The organism is Kitasatospora sp. NPDC096204, assembly GCF_044763205.1.
Classification (GTDB): domain Bacteria; phylum Actinomycetota; class Actinomycetes; order Streptomycetales; family Streptomycetaceae; genus Kitasatospora.
This window is the reverse complement of sequence record NZ_JBIWFT010000039.1, coordinates 59,206-77,008: the sequence shown is the minus strand read 5'-3', so window position 1 is coordinate 77,008 and position 17,803 is coordinate 59,206. Positions and strand designations below refer to the sequence as shown.

Sequence of the window (17,803 nt, the reverse complement as noted above, 5' to 3'; positions counted from 1 at the left end):
AGCCACCGGGCGTGAGCCCGGCGGCGATCGCGGCGGAGCCGCCCGGTCAGGCGGAGGAGCCGCCGTCCAGCACCAGGTCGCTGCCGACGGTGTAACCCGCCTCCGGCGAGGCCAGGTACAGCACCGCGGCGGCCACCTCCTCGGTGGCGCCGGCCCGGCCGACCGGGACCTCGGTCCTCATCCGCTCGGCCTTGGCACCGGCGTCCTCGCCCGGCCGGGAGGACATCGGGGTGTCCACCGCGCCGGGGCTGACGGTGTTGATCCGCACGCCCTCGGCGATGTGGTCGAGGGCGGCGGCCCGGGTCAGCACGGTGACCGCGGCCTTGCTGGCGGCATAGGCGCCGACGCCCGCGATCCGCCGGTGGATACCGAGGTTGGACGAGACGTTGACGATCGCGCCGCCGCCGTGGGCCCGCATGTGGGCGATCTGCGCCTGCATGGCGAGCAGGGTGCCGGTGACGTTGGTGCCGATCACCCGCTGCCACTCGGCCTCGTCGATCTCGGCGACCGGGCCTGCGGCACCGAACACTCCGGCGTTGTTGACGGCGACGTCCAGGCCGCCGAACAGCTCGACGATCTCCCGGACCAGCCGGGCGGCGTCCTGGGAGTCGGTCACGTCGCCGGTGAGCGCGACCGCCTTGCCGCCGGCCCGCTCGATCAGCTCGACGGTCTCGGTGAGCGGCCCGGCGGTGCGGCCGGCGACCGCCACCCGGGCGCCCTCGCCGGCGAAGGCGAGTGCGATGGCCCGGCCGATGCCGCCGCCGGCGCCGGTGACCAGGACGGACTTGTCGGCGAAACGCGTGGTCATTTGGTGAACTCCTCGATGCGGTTGGTGTGTTCGGTTGCGCTGGGGACGGCGGTCCGGTCGGGGATCGTGGTCCCGTTGGGGACGGCGGTCCGTCTGGGGACGGCGGTCCGGGGCAGGGCGGCGACCGCGACGGCGGTGAGCGCCAGCCCCACGGCGGCCGCCGCGAAGGCCGCGGCGTAGCCGCCGACGACGCTCGGGCGGGTGGCGGCGAGCGCCATCAGGGCGGCCGGCCCGGCGGTGGGGCCGAGTTCCATGGCCGTGTTGAACACCCCCGCGGCCAGCCCGGTGCGCTCGGGCGGCACCCCGCCGGTGGCGAGCACGGCCGCACCGGCGAAGGCCGCGGCGGCGCCGGCGGGCAGCAGGAGCAGTCCGGGCAGCAGGCCGAGGGCGTATCCGCTGTCGGGGGCGAGCCCGGCGAGCAGGCCGAGTCCGGCAGCCGCCACGGCGAGGCCGCCGGCGGTGACCGCCACCGGCCCGTACCGGACGGTCAGCGGGCCCGCCCGCCGGCCGGAGAGCAGCAGGACCGCCGCGTACGGCAGGAAGGCGGCGGAGGTGGCCGCGGCGCTCCAGCCGCGCAGCTGCTGGAGGTAGAGCGAGAGCAGGACGAAGGTGAGCGCGGTGCCGGCGGCGGTGGCCATGACGGCGGCGAGTGCGGTGGCACGGCGCCGGTCGGCGAGGAAGCCGGGCGGCAGCAGCGGGTCGGCGGTGCGGCGCTCGGCGGCGGCGAAGGCGAGCAGCAGGGCGAGCCCGGCGGCCAGCGGGCCGTACGTCCCGGGGCTGCGCCAGCCGTGCTCGGTGGAGCCGACCAGGGCGTGACTCGCCGCGCAGACACCGGCGGTGGCGAGGGCCGCCCCGCGCAGGTCCAGTGCGGGGCGGGTGCCGGCGGGGGCGGCGGCGGGCAGGGCGGCGGAGCGGGCGAGGCCGGCCAGGGCGACGAGTACGGGCACCGCGAACAGCCAGCGCCAGGAGACGGCGGCGGTGACCGCGCCGGAGACCACGCTGCCGGTGGTGGCGCCGAGCACGGACAGGCCTCCCCAGGTGGCCATCGCCCGGCGGTAGGCGGCCGGTTCGGGGTGCAGCACCCGGACCACGGCGACGGCGGCCGGGGCGGTGAGGGCGGCGCCGGCCCCCTGCACGAAGCGGCTCGCCAGCAGGACGGGGTAGTCGGGCGCGAGGGCGCAGGCGATCGAGGCGGCGGCGAGCAGCGCCAGGCCCGCGCGGAGCACCGGGCGCCCGCCGTGCCGGTCCGCCAGTCTTCCGCCGAGCAGTAACAGGGAGCTGAAGGAGAGCCCGTAGGCGGCGCTGAGCAGCAGCACTCCGGACGGGCCGAGCCCGAACTCCCGTGCCACCAGCGGCAGCGGCACGGTCAGGATCGTGATGGTGAAGATCAGCACCGCCTGGACGACGCCGAGCAGTGCGAAGCCGTACCGGCCGGTAGTGATGGCGGCCATGTAAAACCCTCCCCCCTATATAGACCATTCGGTTCAGAATGAGCACAGCAGAAGACGCCGGCCCGCGTCGGCCGGCCGTCAGTCCAGCAGCGCCAGCGCCTGCTCGGCGGCGGCCCGCGCCCGGGCTCCGCCGTCGGCGGTCTTGCCGACCACCCGGATGCCCTGGAGCAGCACCACCAGCATCCGGGCGAGCGCCCGCGGCTCCCGCCCGGCGGGCAGTTCGCCCTGCGCCTCGGCCCGCACCAGGGCGGCGGTGAGCAGCGTCTCCAGGCGGTCCAGGCTCGCCTCCACCCGGCGGGACGCGTCCGGGTCGTGCGGGGCCAGCTCGACCGCCGTGTTGGTGACGAAGCAGCCGCGCCGGCGCTCCCCCTCGCCCACCTCGGCGTACTGGCGGACCAGCGCCCTGACCGCGGGCAGCGCCGGGCCGGGCTGGGACAGTTCGAGCATCCGCGCCGAGTCGCTCTGCTCGCAGTAGCGCTCCAGCGCACGCAGGTACAGCTCGCGCTTGCTGCCGAAGGTCGCGTAGACGCTGGCCCTGGCGATGCCGAGCCGCTCGACCAGGTCGGCCATCGAGGTCGCCTCGTAGCCGCGCTGCCAGAACAGCTCCAGGGCCGCCTGCAGCGCCGCGTCCGGATCGAATTCCTTCGTTCGCGCCATGCCGGGAACGGTAGCCCTTTCCGGATCGATCGGTCAAGAAAGCCCAACTATTGGTCCAGACCTGATCTCTGACGGAGCATTGCCAAGTGGACTAGACCATAGCTACCCTTACCGATCCCATCCACCTCCTCCCCCCACAGGAGGCGCTTCGCATGCCCACACACCGTCCCACCCACACCCGGCAGGCCGTCGACGCCGCCAGACCCGTCGTGCTGACGGCGTTCCGGATCGTCGTCGGCCTGCTCTTCATCTGCCGTGGTGCCTCCTCGCTGTTCGGCGTGCTCGGCGGCGCCAGGGGCGGCGGCGGCACCGTCCCGCTCGGCCAGTGGCCCGGCTGGTGGGCCGCGCTGATCCAGCTGGTCGGCGGCGCCCTGGTGCTGCTCGGCGCCGGCACCAGGGTGGCCGCCCTGCTCTGCTCCGGCTCGATGGCGTACGCCTACTTCACCGTCCACCAGGAGCACGCCCTGGCGCCCCTGCAGAACGGTGGCGAGCTCGCGGTGATGTTCTGCTGGGCCTTCCTGGCCATCGCGGTGCTCGGCTCCGGCCCGTACGCCCTGGACCGTCTGCTCACCCGCCGGCCTCCGGCCTCGTCGGCCGAACCGGCGGCCCGGCCGACGTCGACGGTCTGACCGACGTCGACGGTCTGACACCGGCGCCGGTCCGATCGCCCGTCCGACGTCACCGGTCCGACGGGCCGCCCGCGGCCAGGTGGCGCTCCACCGAGGCGACCTTGGCGGTGAGGCCGTCGGTGACCCCGGCCCGGTCGTCGATCTTGATGACCGTGCTGACCCGGTTGCTGTGGGCCTTCACCGCCTCGATCGCCGCCTTGATCACCGGCATCACCTCGTCCCACTCCCCCTCGATGCTGGTGAACATCGCGTCCGTGCGGTTCGGGAGTCCGCTCTCCCGGACCACCCGGACGGCGGCGGCCACCGCCTCCCCCACGTCCTCGCCGATCCCCAGCGGGGTCACCGAAAAGGCTGCGATCACGGCTCTGCGCTCCTTGCACGTCGACGGCACTGGTCGCTGGTTCGGGTCGGCCCGAACCAGCGACCAGGCTAGACGTCAAACCACGGACGGGAGCGGCGGTTCGACCGCCAGCGGTGCGCTGGAGCGGGCGCGGTGCTGGGCCGCCCAGGAGACCAGGGCCACCGTGCAGGCGTGGTCCAGGTGGCGCAGCCCGGACCAGTCCAGTTCCACCGGCCGGTCCCCCGGCAGCCGTTCCAGGGTGTCCAGCAGCCGGGGCAGCCGCAGGAAGGTGGCGTTGCCGCTCAGCCGCACCCGGTGCACCGGCTGCCCGGTCACCCCCTCCTGCTCCTCCACCGTGATCTGCAGGTGCGAGGTCTGCCAGGCGGACTTGGCCACGGCCAGGCCGACGCCGATCAGCACCCCGTCGAACAGGTCGGTGACGATGATCGCGGCCGCCGTCACCACCAGCACCAGCGCCTCGCCCAGGTGGCCGCGGCAGAGCGCGACGATCCGGCGCAGCGGCACCAGTTTGGCACCGGCGTGCACCAGGACGGCGGCCAGCGCGGTGAGCGGGACAAGCCCGAGCGCGCCGGGCAGCAGCGTGGTGAACAGCAGCAGCCAGCCGCCGTGCAGCACCCGGGAGGCCTTGCTCCGGGCGCCGGCCTGGACGTTGGTCGCGCTGCGCACGATCACCGCGGTCATCGGCAGCGCGCCGAGCAGCCCGCAGACGGTGTTGCCGACGCCCTGGGCGGTGAGTTCGCGGTCGTAGTCGGTGCGCGGGCCGTGGTGCATCCGGTCGACGGCGGCGGCGCTGAACAGCGTCTCGGCGGAGGCGATCAGGGTGAAGGCGACGATCGTGCCGAGCCCGGCGGTGCCCGCCAGGGCGGTCAGCGAGTCGCGGTCGGGCAGGTGCACCACGTCGAGCAGTCCGGCGACCCGGATCCGGGCCACCGGCAGGTCGGCGGCCGCGGTGACGGCTGCGGCCAGCCCGACGGCGGCCAGCGGGGCGGGGACGGCACGGGCGGCGCGTTCCGGCAGGTACTTCCAGCCGGCCAGGACCAGCAGGGTGCCGAGGCCCAGGGCGACGGCGCAGGGGTTGGCCGAGGCGGTCAGCACGTCGCCCAGCAGCGCGGGCAGTCCGGCGATCTTCTCCGGCCCGGTGGCGGGGGCGCGGCGGTCGGCGAGCGCGTACAGCTGGCCGAACACCAGGGTCAGTCCGATGCCGGCCAGCATGCCGTGCACCACCGAGGCGGACATCGCGCGGAACCAGCGGCCGAGCCGCAGGGCGCCCATCGCCAGCTGGAGCAGGCCGGTGCCGAGCACCAGGAGGCCGAGCGCGCCGGTGCCGAAGCGCTGGACGGCGTCGGCGACCAGGACGGTCAGTCCGGCCGCGGGCCCGCTGACCTGGAGGCTGCTGCCGGGCAGCAGGCCGGTCACCAGGCCGCCGACGATCCCGGTCACCAGCCCGAGTTCGGCCGGGACGCCGGAGGCGACGGCCACGCCGACGCAGAGCGGGAGGGCGACCAGGAACACCACCAGCGAGGCGGGCAGGTCATGGCGCCAGGGGACGGCGCGCAGCAGGGCGGCCGGGGTGCGGGGCCGGCCCGGCGGGCCGTGCTTGCGGAGGCGGCCCGGCGGGCTGTCGCTCCGGTGGGGCGGCGGGTTCACCCGGTCACCACCAGGGACCGGGCAGGGGTGCAGCAGCACATGGGGGTGTTCCTTCCGCGCACCCGACGCAGCGGGCGCGCCGTTGCAAGGGCGGGGAGCAGGATGACGGGGAAGGGCACCGCGGAGGGCGGCGACAGCGGTACGGCCGCGGGTCCGGGCGGGACCAGAGCGCGGCGGCGGGTGTCGGGTCGGTGCGGCCAGGGGGTGCGTCCCTCGCTCGGATGCGGCGGACCGGGCGCGCTGGTCCTGGACGGGGCCGCCGGCGGAGTTCCCCCGCTCCGCGGCGCCCCCAAACCCCCCTGCCGCGGCCTCAGTTGGACGTCACGGGCCCGGCGTGCCACCGACGGTACCCAGCACGGCGGGGCGGGCCCACCGGCGGCACCGCCTCTTCACCACCGCTGCACACCGGCTGCGCTTTCCGGCGCGGAGCGTCCGGTTCCCCGGGTACACCTGCGCGATCGCCGCGCTGGCGTACGAATCCCCGCCCTCGGGGCACCCGTCCGGCACTGCCGCATCCGGTGGAAGTCCCCTTGACACCCCGCCGACCCCGACCTACTTTGCTTCCACATACAGAAATCGTTCTTCCGTATCGTGGAATTTGAGAGATGAGCCCTCCGAGCCACTGCGGGCCGACCCAGGAGAGATCCGATGCCCCGTATGACAGCCGCCCGCGCGGCCGTGGAGATCGTCGAACTCGAAGGCGTCAGGGCCGCGTTCGGCGTGCCCGGCGCGGCCATCAACCCGTTGAACCCCCTCGAACGCGTGCGCTCCGAGCGGTCGCGCACCCGGCGCCCGGGGGCGTGCGGAACGGCTCGTCCGCCCCCACACCCCCGTACGCCCGGAACACCGGCACGCCGACCGCGGTTGATCAGGTCGCGGGCCGCTACCGTGGCCCCGGAAGAGGCCCGGCCCGACGACCCTCCGAAAGGACCACCCCCGTGAGCCTGTACGACATCCCGCTGCGCACCCTCGACGGCGCGGCCACCTCGCTGGCCGACCACAAGGGCAAGGCGCTGCTGATCGTCAACGTCGCCTCCCAGTGCGGCCTGACCCCGCAGTACACCGGCCTGGAGAACCTCCAGAAGCGCTACGCCGGGCGCGGGTTCACCGTGCTGGGCTTCCCCTGCAACCAGTTCGCCGGGCAGGAGCCGGGCAGCGCCGAGGAGATCCGGGCCTTCTGCTCCACCACCTACGGCGTGACCTTCCCGCTGTTCGAGAAGATCGACGTCAACGGGGAGGAGCGGCACCCGCTCTACGCCAAGCTGACCGCGGTCGCCGACGCCGAGGGCCAGGCCGGGGACGTCTCCTGGAACTTCGAGAAGTTCCTGATCTCCCCGGACGGCACCGTGGTGGCGCGGCTGCGCCCGCCCGTGGAGCCGGAGTCGGCGGAGCTGACCGCCGCGATCGAGGCCGTGCTGCCGGCCTGAGGCCACCGCTGACGGAGGCCCGCGCCCCGGGCCTCCGTCACAGCAACAACCGTGTGCCCGGCGGCAGTTCGCCGTCCCTGGCGGCGTCCCGCAGGTGCGCCAGGAAGGTCTCCCGCAGCGCCTCGGCCGCGCGGGTCGGCGGCACCTCGTGGCCGTGCGCCACGGCGATGGTGCGGCCCAGGCCGGGCCCGGCGAACGCCGTCACCGCGAGGCCCGAGCGGGCGGCCACCATCCCCGGGACGACGGCGGGCCCGATCCCGGCCCGGACGAAGCCCAGCACCGCGTCCATCTCGCCGCCCTCCACCGCGAACTCCGGCTCGAACCCGGCCGCCCGGCAGGCCGCCAGGGTCGCCTCGCGGACGTCGTAGCCCTCCCGGAACATCACCAGCGGCCGGCCCCTCAACTCCGCCACCCGGACCTTCCCGCGGGCCCGCCGCTCGGCCGCGACCAGCACCAGCTCCTCGTGCAGCAGTTCGGTGACCGCCAGTGCGGGCTCCTGCTCCCCGCTCGGCCGGGTGATGATCAGCGCGAGGTCCAGCTCCCCCGCCGCCAGCCAGCCGACCAGGTCCCGCGAGCCGCCCTCGCGCACCACCAGCGTCACCCCCGGGTAGCGGTCCCGGAAGAGCCTCAGCACGTCCGGCACCAGGCTGGTGCACAGGCTCGGCGGCGCGCCCAGCCGGACCCGGCCCCGGCGCAGCTGCACCGTCTCCTGCACGGCCAGCCGGGCGCTCTCGGTGTCCGCGAGGATGCGCCGGGCCAGCGGCAGCAGGGCGTCCCCGGCGTCCGTCAGCGCGATGTTGCCCCGGGTGCGGTGGAACAGCTCTGCTCCCAACTCCCGCTCCAGTGAACGGATCTGTTGCGAGAGTGACGGCTGGGCGACATGCGCCGCCTCGGCGGCCCGGGTGAAGTGCCTGGTCTCGGCGACGGCCAGGAAGTAGCGGAGTTGCTGAAGCTGCACAGGGCCAGGATAGGCCGCTTCGATAGTCCATGCCTATTGTCACGAGCCGCATCATGTCTTGGACGCACCGAAGCGCCGTCCCTACCGTTGCTGCCATGACAACCGCGACTCGGACGGCCCGGCATCCGTCCACCCTGGCGACCCTGTGGCGGTCGACCGTCGGCAAGAAGGCGGTCATGGCCGTCACCGGACTGGCGATGCTGCTGTACCTGGTCGCGCACATGCTGGGGAACCTCAAGGTGTTCTTCGGCCCGGACGACATCAACGGCTACGCGGCCTGGCTGCGCACCATCGGGCAGCCCTTCCTCGGCCACGAGTGGTTCCTGTGGCTCGCCCGGGCGGGCCTGCTGGCCGCCGTGGTGCTGCACGGCGTCTCCGCGTACCAGCTCAGCCGCCGCGACCTCGCGGCCCGTCCGAGCAAGTACGTGCACCAGCGCCGCCGGGCGAGCTACGCCACCAGGACCATGCGCTGGGGCGGGGTCATCCTGGCGCTGTTCATCGTCTGGCACATCCTCGACCTCACCACCCTGACCGTGAACCCGGGTACCGATCACAGCCAGACGTACCAGAACATCGTGGCCTCCTTCGGCCGCTGGTACGTGGACGTGTTCTACGTCGTCGCGATGCTGGCCGTCGGCCTGCACATCCGGCACGGGTTCTGGAGCGCCGCGCAGACCCTCGGTGCCAACAACGCCCGCCGCGACCGGGCGCTCAAGCTGATCGCGAACGGCCTGGCGCTGGTGCTGACGGCCGGCTTCCTGTCCGTACCCGTGGCCGTGATGACCGGAGTCGTGAAGTGAGCAGTGGTGAAGTGAGCAGTGGTGACGTGAGCTACCTGGAGTACACCCTCGGCGAACCGGTCGCCGACACCAAGGCCCCCGCCGGGCCGATCGAACAGCGCTGGGACCAGCGGCGGTTCGACGCCAAGCTGGTCAACCCGGCCAACCGGCGCAAGCACACCGTGATCGTGGTCGGCACCGGCCTGGCCGGCGGCGCGGCCGGCGCCACCCTGGCCGAACAGGGCTACCACGTCGTCCAGTTCTGCTTCCAGGACTCCCCCAGGCGGGCCCACTCGATCGCCGCCCAGGGCGGCATCAACGCGGCCAAGAACTACCGCAACGACGGCGACTCGATCCGCCGGCTGTTCTACGACACCGTCAAGGGCGGCGACTTCCGCGCCCGCGAGTCCAACGTGCACCGGCTGGCCCAGGTGTCGGTGGAGATCATCGACCAGTGCGTGGCCCAGGGCGTGCCCTTCGCCCGCGAGTACGGCGGCCTGCTGGACACCCGCTCCTTCGGCGGCGTCCAGGTCTCCCGCACCTTCTACGCCCGCGGCCAGACCGGCCAGCAGCTGCTGCTCGGCGCCTACCAGGCGCTCTCCCGGCAGATCGCCGCCGGGAACGTGGAGCTGCACCCGCGCACCGAGATGCTCGACCTCCTGGTGGTCGACGGCCGCGCCCGCGGCATCGTCGCCCGAGACCTCGTCACCGGCGAGATCAGCTCCTACACCGCGGACGCCGTGGTGCTCGCCAGCGGCGGCTACGGCAACGTCTTCTACCTCTCCACCAACGCCAAGAACTCCAACGCCACCGCGATCTGGCGGGCGCACCGGCGCGGCGCGTACTTCGCCAACCCGTGCTTCACCCAGATCCACCCGACCTGCATCCCGCGCTCGGGCGACCACCAGTCCAAGCTCACCCTGATGAGCGAGTCGCTGCGCAACGACGGCCGGATCTGGGTGCCCAAGGCGAAGGGCGACGACCGGCCGCCCGGGCAGATCCCGGAGGAGGAGCGGGACTACTACCTGGAGCGGATCTACCCGTCCTTCGGCAACCTGGTGCCGCGCGACATCGCCTCCCGGGCCGCCAAGAACGTCTGCGACGAGGGCCGCGGCGTGGGCCCCGGCGGCCAGGGCGTCTACCTGGACTTCGCCGACGCGATCCGCCGGATGGGCCGGGAGGCCGTCGAGGCCAAGTACGGCAACCTCTTCGAGATGTACGAGCGGATCACCGCCGAGGACCCGTACCGGGTGCCGATGCGGATCTACCCGGCGATCCACTACACGATGGGCGGACTCTGGGTCGACTACGACCTGCAGACCACCGTGCCGGGCCTGTTCGCCATCGGGGAGGCCAACTTCTCCGACCACGGCGCCAACCGGCTCGGCGCCAGCGCCCTGATGCAGGGCCTGGCCGACGGCTACTTCGTGCTGCCGCCCACCATCAACGACTACCTGGCCCGCCACCCGCTGCCGGCCGTGCCCGCCGACCACCCGGTGCTCGCCGAGGTGGAGGCGGAGGTCGAGGACCGGCTCAACCTGATCCTCGCGGTGGACGGCGACCGCACCCCGGACTCCTTCCACCGCGAACTCGGCGAACTGCTCTGGGACGAGTGCGGGATGGCCCGCGACGAGGCCGGGCTGCGGCGGGCGCTGGAGCGGATCCCGCGGCTGCGCGAGGAGTTCTGGCGCCGGATCAAGGTGCCCGGCACCGGGCAGGAGCTCAACCAGTCGCTGGAGAAGGCCAACCGGCTGGTCGACTACTTCGAGCTGGCCGAGCTGATGTGCCTGGACGCGCTGCACCGCGCCGAGTCCTGCGGCGGCCACTTCCGCACCGAGAGCCAGACCCCCGACGGCGAGGCCGCCCGCCGCGACGAGGAGTTCTCCTACGCCGCCGCCTGGGAGTTCACCGGCACCGGCGAGGCACCCGTCCTCCACCGCGAGGACCTCGAGTTCGAGCACGTCCACCCCACCCAGCGGAGCTACGCATGAACCTCACCCTGCGCATCTGGCGCCAGGCGGGCCCGGACGCACCCGGCTCGATGACCACCTACCAGGTCAGCGGGATCAGCCCGGACATGTCCTTCCTGGAGATGCTGGACACCCTCAACGAGGAGCTGATCACCCGCGGCGACCAGCCCGTCGCCTTCGACCACGACTGCCGCGAGGGCATCTGCGGCGCCTGCGGCATGGTCATCAACGGCCAGGCGCACGGCCCCGAGCGCACCACCACCTGCCAGCTGCACATGCGGCACTTCCAGGACGGCGACACCATCGACGTCGAGCCCTGGCGGGCGGCGGCCTTCCCGGTGGTCAAGGACCTGGTGGTGGACCGCTCGGCCTTCGACCGGATCATCGGCTCCGGCGGGTACATCACCGCCCCCACCGGCAGCGCCCCCGAGGCGCACGCCACGCCCGTCCCCAAGGAGGTCGCCGACACGGCCTTCGAGCACGCCGAGTGCATCGGCTGCGGCGCCTGCGTGGCGGCCTGCCCGAACGGCTCGGCGATGCTCTTCACCTCCGCCAAGGTGGTGCACCTCAACGTGCTGCCGCAGGGCGCCCCGGAGCGGGCCGCCCGGGTGCGGAACATGGTCTCGGCCATGGACGCCGAGGGCTTCGGCGGCTGCACCAACACCGGTGAGTGCGCCACCGCCTGCCCCAAGGGCATCCCGCTGCCCAGCATCGCGGCGATGAACCGGGAGTTCCTGCGGGCCGCCCGCGGTTGACGGCTCCCCCGGTACGGTCGGCCCCCCGCGTTCGGTGCTCGTCGCGGGGGGCCGACGCCCGCCCCCGGGGCCGGTCCCGCCCGGCCCGGCGTTACCCGTACGGGTGGCGGACCGTCGGGACTGTGCTTCCCGGCGGGGAATCGCGCTACGGTAGTCCTCCGCCAAGGAAGGACGGCATATGCCCGAGGTTCAGTCCTGTTCCGGTTGCGGCGGGTCCGGGGGGACCCAGAAGACCGAGGCAACGGTCGAACTGGACGAGGAAGGAAGCATGGTGCCCAGCGTCCACACCTTCTGGTCGCCCTGCGGTCGGTGCCACGGATCCGGGACGGTGATCGTCGGATGAGGTTCATCTTCGAGTGCGTCGAGTGCGGTGGGCACTACCTGCCGCCCGAGGAGATGGTGTACCCGGACGGGCCGGCCTCGCCGGTCTGGTGCGCCGACTGCCAGAGCGCCAAGCGCGCGGCCGGCGTCCGGGAGGACCCGCTGCTCGCCCGGGTCGCGCTGGCGGCCGCGCGGGCCGTACTGGCCGGGCGGGCCGCCGAGCCGGCCGAGCAGCCGGCCCGCTTCGACGTCCGCCCGTCCCGGCCGCCGCTGTCCCGCCGGGCCCGGTCCGGCCCCGGTGTGGTGCGCGGCAAGCTGGGCTGACGGGCGGCGGCCGACAGGCCGGGCAGGTTCGTCGACGGTCCGTCATGTACCGCTTGTGACAAATGACTTGTGCCGCCACGGAGCGTGCTGGTTAATGGTCGTCCCGCACATGACGAGCCTTGGGGGAATCGTCCGATGCAGCCGACCGATCCACCCGATCCGAGCCAAGTCGGCCGGACCGGCTCCACCCCGCTCGGCCCACTGCCGCCGTCGGCACCTCCGCCGGCGCCTCCGTCGGCCGCACCCACCGTGCCGCCGTCGGTCTCGACCTCGAAGTCCGTCACCAGGGTGGCCGTGACCAGGCGCATCCTCTGGGTCGGCGCCGCGGCATACCCGCTCGCGATGATCGCCCGGGTCAGCACCACCGTCCTGGTGCCGGAGAAGTCCGGCGCGATCCTCCGGCTGCTCCGGGTGATCGGGGTCATGACCGTGGCCACGCTGATCGTCCGCCTGCTCGCCTCCCTGGGCAACAACAACCGCTCGTACAGCGGGTCCAGCACCTTCGACGCGGGCCCGTTCGTCGTGGTGGCGGTGATCATCGTGGTGTTCTACTTCTTCGCCGTCACCCGGCCCCGACTGGTCCAGCCGCGCCTGTACGCGCTGTCCGTCGACACGGCGGGGACACCGACCGCGCTGCTGGCCTGGGAGTCGCCCGGGCCCGCGCAGCAGCTGCAGGCCACCATCACGCAGGCGATCGAGAACCCGCAGATCGAGTTCCAGCAGTTCGTCAACACCGTCAACATCGACCGGCGGCACTACCAGTCCGGCGACAGCGTCAACATCTACGGCGGCCACGGCATCACGGGAGTCAGCAAGTGAGCGACAACGGCAGCGGCTCGCACGTCCGCGGGGACCAGGTCAACATCCACGGCGGGACCAACGTCGTCGGCATCCAGCACAACAACGGGCCGGTCGGCGACCAGACGCTGCCGCCGGAGGTCGCGGCGCTGTTCTCCCGGCTCGCCGCCGTGGTCACCGAGCTGGCCCGCGACGGCCGGCTCCGCGAGGCGGACCGGCAGAGCCTCGCCGAGGCCCTGCCGGTGCTGAACAGCCCGGCCGCCGAGGAGCCGGGCCGCCGGCGCAACACCCTCCTGCTGCTGGCCGGCCTGGCCCAGAGCCTCGGCGAGGCCGCCGCGCCGGCGCTGGGCCTGGCGAACCAGCTCCTCGCCCTGATCAGCGGCTGACCGTCCGTCCGGCGCCCGGCGGTCCCGGGCGCCGGTGTCAGGCGGCGTCTGACGGCGTCAGGCGGTGTCAGGCGGCGGCGGTTTCGGCGAGGAAACGCCGCACCAGCTCGCCGATGACCTCCGGGGCGTCCTCGGGGCTGTAGTGGCCGACGCCGGGCAGTTCGACGGCCCGCCCGTGCGGGAACGCCTCCGCGAACAGCGGCAGGAAGTGCCGGGCGGCGAGCGTCCGGTCGTCCGCGCCCCACAGGGCGAGCGCGGGCAGGGCGGCGAGCTCCGCGCGGACGGCCGCGCTCGGGGCCTCGAAGGTGTGGGCCCCGGTCGCGAAGCCCTCCGCCCAGCCGATCGCCCCCGCGGCCTCCGCGCGGGAGGGGAAGGCCGCGCCGTAGACGGCCGGCCGGGGGTCGCCGGTCGGGGCGTTCTCCCGGAAGCCGTTGAGCAGCAGGATGCCGGGGATCGTCTGGCCGAGTTCGCCGAGGACGGCGCCCATGCTGCCGTCGGCGTGCGCCCGGGCGATCCAGCCGAACCACGGGGACTCGGCCGCGTTGGCGGCGAGCGCCGCGCCGAGGCCCGGCTGACCGAGCGGCGTGGGGCCGTTGACGCTCACCACCCGGGAGATCAGCCCGGGGCGGCGGGCGGCCAGGCCCATGCCGACCGGCCCGCCGAAGTCGTGCCCGACCAGGGTGATCCCGCGCAGGCCGAGGTCCAGGACCAGCGCCTCCAGGTTGTCGACGTGGTCCTGCAGCCAGTAGCTGCGGTCGGCCGGGGTGGCGCTCTTGCCGAAGCCCATGTGGTCGGGGACGACCACCCGGTGGGTCGGGGCCAGCCGGCGGACCAGGTCCCGGAAGAGGTAGCCCCAGGTGGGTTCACCGTGCAGGCAGAGCACCACGGGGCCCACGCCCTCGTCCACGTAGTGCATGGGGAAGCCGGGCGCCGTACTGAAGTGCGGCCGGTACGGGAAGGTGCCGTCGAAGGTCTCATCGGCAGCGATCATGGCTTGGATCCGCTCCAAAGTGGTAGCAAATTAAAACCGCAAGGCCGAGACTAGGCCCTTGCGGTTTTATTACGCAACCACGCTGGTCGGAGCGGCTCCGCGAGCGCTCTCAGGCGCGAGCGCTCTCAGAAGAGCGCCTCCTGGGTGTCCGGCTCCGGCGGGCGCAGGCGCTCGTGGAGGGTCAGGCCCTCGGAGCCGCGGCCGGTGACGGGGCTGAGCGTCCAGCCGGTGAGCAGCCGGGTGTCCAGCAGCAGCGGGCCGGAGCCGTCCGCCTGGTCGAGGAAGAGGTGCCGGCCCACCGGCGGCCGCAGCCGGCCCGCGACGACCGCGCCGTCGGCCAGGGCGGCGATCTCCCGGTACGTCTCCGGGGCGCCGCCGGCCAGGCCGTAGCGCTCGACGTGGTCGACCACCGGGCGGTCGGCGAGCAGCTCCAGGGCATGGCCGTCCAGCAGCCGGTGTGCCTGGGCGCGGGCCTCGGTGAGCACCGTGCGGCGGTGCGGGGCGTCGCCGTGGGACCACCAGTGCTCGGTCTTGAGCCGGGACTTGAACCGTTCGCGGGCCAGGCCCGAGGCGGCGACGGTGAGTTCGGCGCGCCGGATCGACGGCAGGGCGCCGCGGGCGGTGAACGCGTAGGCCAGGGCGCCCTGTTCGAGCAGTCGGCTGTCGCCGCGCTGCTCGGCGGTCAGGCCGACCTTGAGCAGACCCTCGCCGAACCAGGCGAGGTAGAGCAGGTAGGTGCGGCCGTCGTCGAGGATCTGGTCCCGGGCGAGGGCGAGGCCGCGGTCCACGCTCTGGCAGGCCGGGCACTGCGTGGCGCCGCCAGCCGGATCGATCACCGTGTGGTGCGGGCAGGGCGTGCGCTCCGTCGCCCCGGCCAGCCAGGCGCCGACGCAGCGGCGCGGGCCGCCCAGCAGCCAGCCCACCTCCGCCCCGGGCGCCACGGCGCGCTCGTGCACCCGGCCGCCGCGCGCGGCCCCGAGCACGGCACGGCCGTCCCGCCAGCTCAGGCCGGTGGAGACCCAGCCTTCGGGGCGGGCCTGGTGCTCCGGGTGCTGCGGGGGGATCGTCACGTTGCTCCTTGCCGTCGGTGACCGTCGAGACTACCCGGTGCCACCGACACGGCGGGATTCCCCGGGGAGCCTCGGGTCCACGGCCTCCGCACTCTCCTTCCCACCCGAAAGGCCCGCTGGTCAAGGGCGCTTGGCCCGGCGGGGCGTTCACGCTCTATTGTTGCGGGCGCGGTCGGCGGCGTGGCCGGGAGGCGGCGCCGCAGCGGCCGGACCGGGCGCGAGGCGAATGGGGTGGACGGACGGTGTCGGGGCGGCGGAGCAGCGGGGTGCTGGCGATCTGGGCGGAGGCGCAGCGACAGCAGCAGCGCCGGGAGGAGGCCAGGTGGCGCGCCGAGGCGGCGGAGCAGCGCCGCCGGGAGCGGGAGCAGCGCGAGACGCAGCGGGCGGCGGCCCGCGACGAGCGCGAGGCGCAACGCGCCCACCAGCAGTCGCGGGAGGCGGAGGTGGCCCGGCGGACGGCCGAACTGGACGCCCGGGTCGAGGAGTTGAGGGGGCTGCTGGCCACCGGGCTGGCCGCGCCGGCCTTCGGTCCGCAGGCCCTGCTGGCGCCGCCGGCGGTGCCGGCGTTCGACCCGGGGCCGCTGGGCGAGCCGGTGCCGATGCCGGACCAGTCCTCGCCCCACTACTTCGTGCCGCCGCCGGACCCGGTCCAGGCCCGCAACCCTGGTGTGCGACAGCAGTACGAGCAGTACCTGGCCCAGGCCCGGGCCCGGTTCGAGCAGGACTGGTACGCCGCGCAGGCCCGGGAGACCGACCGGCAGCAGCGGCTGGCCGCGTACCACCGGGAGTACCTGGCCTGGGCCGAGCAGTCCCGCCGGCAGCAGGAGGAGCTGGCCGCCCGGACCGAGGAGCTGCTGCGCCGGCTGCGGGCGGGTGAGCCGGAGGCGGTGCAGGAGTACTTCACGGCCGGCCTGTACGCCTCGGCGGCCTGGCCGGAGGGCTTCCCGCACCGGCTGGTGGCGGCGTTCGACGCCGGGGGCCGCCAGCTGGTGGTGGACTGGGAGCTGCCCGGACCGGACGTGGTGCCGGCCGCCGGGCGGGTGCGGTACGTGAAGGCGGACGACCGCGAGGCCGAGGTGGCCCGCCCGGCGACGGAGCGCAAGGCGCTGTACCGGGAGGTGCTGGCGCAGTCGGCGCTGCGGGTGGCGGCGGAACTGTTCCGGGCGGACCGGGACGGACTGCTGGACTCGGTGGTGGTGAACGGTTTCGTCCTGGGCATCGACCCGGCGACCGGCCGGGAGGCGGAGCGCTTCCTCTCCACCCTGACCGCCACCCGGGCCGGCTTCGCGGGCCTGGCGCTGGACCGGGTGGCCCCGGTGGAGTGCTTCCAGGGCCTGGGCGGCCGGTTGTCGGCGCGCCCGGAGCGGCTGGACGAGGTGCGGCCGGACCGCCGGCCGGAGTCGGTCGGCGGGAGCCTGGCGGGGCACGGCGGCGAGGACGAGCCGGACCTGTTCGAGATGGACCCGCTGGAGTTCGAGGACCTGATCGCCGAGCTGTTCCGGCTGCGCGGCTTCAAGGTGATGACCACGGCCCGCAGCGGCGACGTCGGGGTGGACGTGGTGGCCGAGGACCTGACCCCGGTGACCGGCGGCAAGATCGTGATCCAGGCCAAGCGCTACAAGAAGACCGTCCCGCCGACGGCGGTGCGCGACCTGGAGTCGACCGTCCGCCACCACGGCGCGAACAAGGGCATCCTGGTCACCACCGCGGGCTTCGGCCGCGGCTCGTACAGCTACATCGAGGGCAAGCCGCTGACCCTGGTGAGCGGCCCGGAGCTGGTGGCGCTGCTCGCCGAGCAGGGCCTGCGCGGCCGGCTCGGCGGCGGTGCCGCCACCGCCGCCGCCACGACCGCCGCCGCGGGCCGCGAGCCCGAAGGGGCGGTCGAGACCGCGCTCACGGTGAGCTGGCGGAGCCGGACGGCCGGCGGGGACGCGGTGGAGCTGGACGTCACCGCCTTCCTGTGCGCCGGCGGCCGGGTGCTGAGCGACGAGCACTTCGTGTTCTTCAACAGCCCGCAGGATCCGGACGGCGCCGTCCGGCTGCATCCGACCCACTCGGTGCCGGGCGAGCCGACCCGGGCGGCCCGGCTGGCGCTGGACCTGCACCGGCTGCCGGCGGCCGTCGAGGAGGTGGTGGTCGCCGTGTCCACCGAGGAGGAGGAGCACCCCGCGCTGCCGCTCGGCTACGTGCACGGGCTGGCCCTCGCCGCCGCGTACGGGCCGGGCGCGGGCGGTCCGGACGCCTGGGCGGGCCCGACCGGCGGGGTGCCGGACAGTGCGATGCTGCTCGGGGCGTTCCGCCGGGGCGCCGGCGGCTGGGAGTTCAGCCCGTCGGGGCGGGTGGTGACGAACGGCCTGGCCGGGCTGGCGGCGGCCTTCGGTGTGGCGGTCGAGTAGGCGGGCCACGCCGATCCGGACCCCGAGTGCCCTTGGTCCTCAGGGTCCGGGTCATACCTGAGGAGGAGAAGGGCC

The 17,803-nt window shown here is 74.3% G+C and carries 17 protein-coding genes; 9 read left to right on the top strand and 8 right to left on the bottom strand.

What is annotated here, in order from left to right:
* Positions 1-46: 46 nt before the first annotated feature.
* The 3 genes from ACIQ87_RS32755 to ACIQ87_RS32745 form a co-directional block, all read right to left on the bottom strand.
* Positions 47-808 (bottom strand): SDR family NAD(P)-dependent oxidoreductase, encoded by a 762-nt coding sequence (locus ACIQ87_RS32755; RefSeq protein ID WP_402413945.1) that lies wholly within the window; start codon positions 806-808, stop codon positions 47-49.
* Complete coding sequence (locus tag ACIQ87_RS32750) at positions 805-2,259, bottom strand: MFS transporter (RefSeq protein ID WP_402413942.1); 1,455 nt, start codon at positions 2,257-2,259, stop codon at positions 805-807. The genes ACIQ87_RS32755 and ACIQ87_RS32750 overlap by 4 nt, the downstream gene beginning before the upstream one ends.
* Positions 2,260-2,337: 78 nt before the next feature.
* Positions 2,338-2,916 (bottom strand): TetR/AcrR family transcriptional regulator, encoded by a 579-nt coding sequence (locus tag ACIQ87_RS32745; RefSeq protein WP_402413939.1) that lies wholly within the window; start codon positions 2,914-2,916, stop codon positions 2,338-2,340.
* Between the two features lie 152 nt (positions 2,917-3,068).
* Between ACIQ87_RS32745 and ACIQ87_RS32740 the strand changes: the two genes are divergently transcribed.
* Entirely contained in the window at positions 3,069-3,545 is a 477-nt protein-coding gene (locus ACIQ87_RS32740) for a DoxX family protein (RefSeq protein ID WP_402413936.1), read from the top strand.
* A gap of 49 nt (positions 3,546-3,594) precedes the next feature.
* On the opposite strand, the gene ACIQ87_RS32735 is transcribed toward ACIQ87_RS32740, so the two are convergent.
* Together ACIQ87_RS32735 and ACIQ87_RS32730 are read right to left on the bottom strand one after the other, a co-directional pair.
* A complete protein-coding gene (locus ACIQ87_RS32735) occupies positions 3,595-3,906 on the bottom strand; it encodes an MTH1187 family thiamine-binding protein (protein WP_387755070.1) in 312 nt (103 codons plus the stop codon).
* Positions 3,907-3,981: 75 nt separating this feature from the next.
* A complete protein-coding gene (locus ACIQ87_RS32730) occupies positions 3,982-5,466 on the bottom strand; it encodes a SulP family inorganic anion transporter (protein ID WP_402413983.1) in 1,485 nt (494 codons plus the stop codon).
* A gap of 1,025 nt (positions 5,467-6,491) precedes the next feature.
* On the opposite strand from ACIQ87_RS32730, the gene ACIQ87_RS32725 reads away from it, so the two are divergent.
* A complete protein-coding gene (locus ACIQ87_RS32725; protein WP_402413932.1) occupies positions 6,492-6,980 on the top strand; it encodes a glutathione peroxidase in 489 nt (162 codons plus the stop codon).
* Positions 6,981-7,017: 37 nt separating this feature from the next.
* Here the strand turns inward: ACIQ87_RS32725 and ACIQ87_RS32720 are convergent, their stop codons facing one another.
* Entirely contained in the window at positions 7,018-7,938 is a 921-nt protein-coding gene (locus ACIQ87_RS32720) for a LysR family transcriptional regulator (RefSeq protein ID WP_402413929.1), read from the bottom strand.
* Positions 7,939-8,033: 95 nt separating this feature from the next.
* Between ACIQ87_RS32720 and ACIQ87_RS32715 the strand changes: the two genes are divergently transcribed.
* From ACIQ87_RS32715 to ACIQ87_RS32690, 6 genes are all read left to right on the top strand, one after another.
* Complete coding sequence (locus ACIQ87_RS32715) at positions 8,034-8,738, top strand: succinate dehydrogenase cytochrome b subunit (protein ID WP_402413927.1); 705 nt, start codon at positions 8,034-8,036, stop codon at positions 8,736-8,738.
* A gap of 26 nt (positions 8,739-8,764) precedes the next feature.
* On the top strand, positions 8,765-10,708 hold the full coding sequence (locus ACIQ87_RS32710) for a fumarate reductase/succinate dehydrogenase flavoprotein subunit (protein ID WP_402413980.1): 1,944 nt from the start codon (positions 8,765-8,767) through the stop codon (positions 10,706-10,708).
* On the top strand, positions 10,705-11,442 hold the full coding sequence (locus tag ACIQ87_RS32705; protein WP_392871609.1) for a succinate dehydrogenase/fumarate reductase iron-sulfur subunit: 738 nt from the start codon (positions 10,705-10,707) through the stop codon (positions 11,440-11,442). Before ACIQ87_RS32710 ends, ACIQ87_RS32705 begins: the two co-directional genes overlap by 4 nt.
* Before the next feature lie 339 nt (positions 11,443-11,781).
* Positions 11,782-12,087 carry a hypothetical protein gene (locus ACIQ87_RS32700; protein ID WP_392871607.1) on the top strand — a complete coding sequence of 102 codons (306 nt, stop codon included), beginning with the start codon at positions 11,782-11,784 and terminating at the stop codon, positions 12,085-12,087.
* 294 nt (positions 12,088-12,381) lie between these two features.
* Positions 12,382-12,906 (top strand): DUF6232 family protein, encoded by a 525-nt coding sequence (locus tag ACIQ87_RS32695; protein ID WP_402413922.1) that lies wholly within the window; start codon positions 12,382-12,384, stop codon positions 12,904-12,906.
* On the top strand, positions 12,903-13,271 hold the full coding sequence (locus ACIQ87_RS32690) for a hypothetical protein (RefSeq protein ID WP_402413920.1): 369 nt from the start codon (positions 12,903-12,905) through the stop codon (positions 13,269-13,271). Before ACIQ87_RS32695 ends, ACIQ87_RS32690 begins: the two co-directional genes overlap by 4 nt.
* 67 nt (positions 13,272-13,338) lie before the next feature.
* On the opposite strand, the gene ACIQ87_RS32685 is transcribed toward ACIQ87_RS32690, so the two are convergent.
* On the bottom strand, positions 13,339-14,262 hold the full coding sequence (locus ACIQ87_RS32685; protein ID WP_402413917.1) for an alpha/beta fold hydrolase: 924 nt from the start codon (positions 14,260-14,262) through the stop codon (positions 13,339-13,341).
* Between the two features lie 125 nt (positions 14,263-14,387).
* Positions 14,388-15,332, bottom strand: a complete 945-nt coding sequence (locus tag ACIQ87_RS32680) for a DUF2797 domain-containing protein (RefSeq protein WP_402413914.1) — start codon at positions 15,330-15,332, stop codon at positions 14,388-14,390.
* A gap of 266 nt (positions 15,333-15,598) precedes the next feature.
* Here ACIQ87_RS32680 and ACIQ87_RS32675 point away from each other — a divergent pair, with 266 nt between their 5' ends.
* Positions 15,599-17,728 (top strand): restriction endonuclease, encoded by a 2,130-nt coding sequence (locus tag ACIQ87_RS32675; RefSeq protein WP_402413911.1) that lies wholly within the window; start codon positions 15,599-15,601, stop codon positions 17,726-17,728.
* The last annotated feature ends 75 nt before the right edge of the window (positions 17,729-17,803 follow it).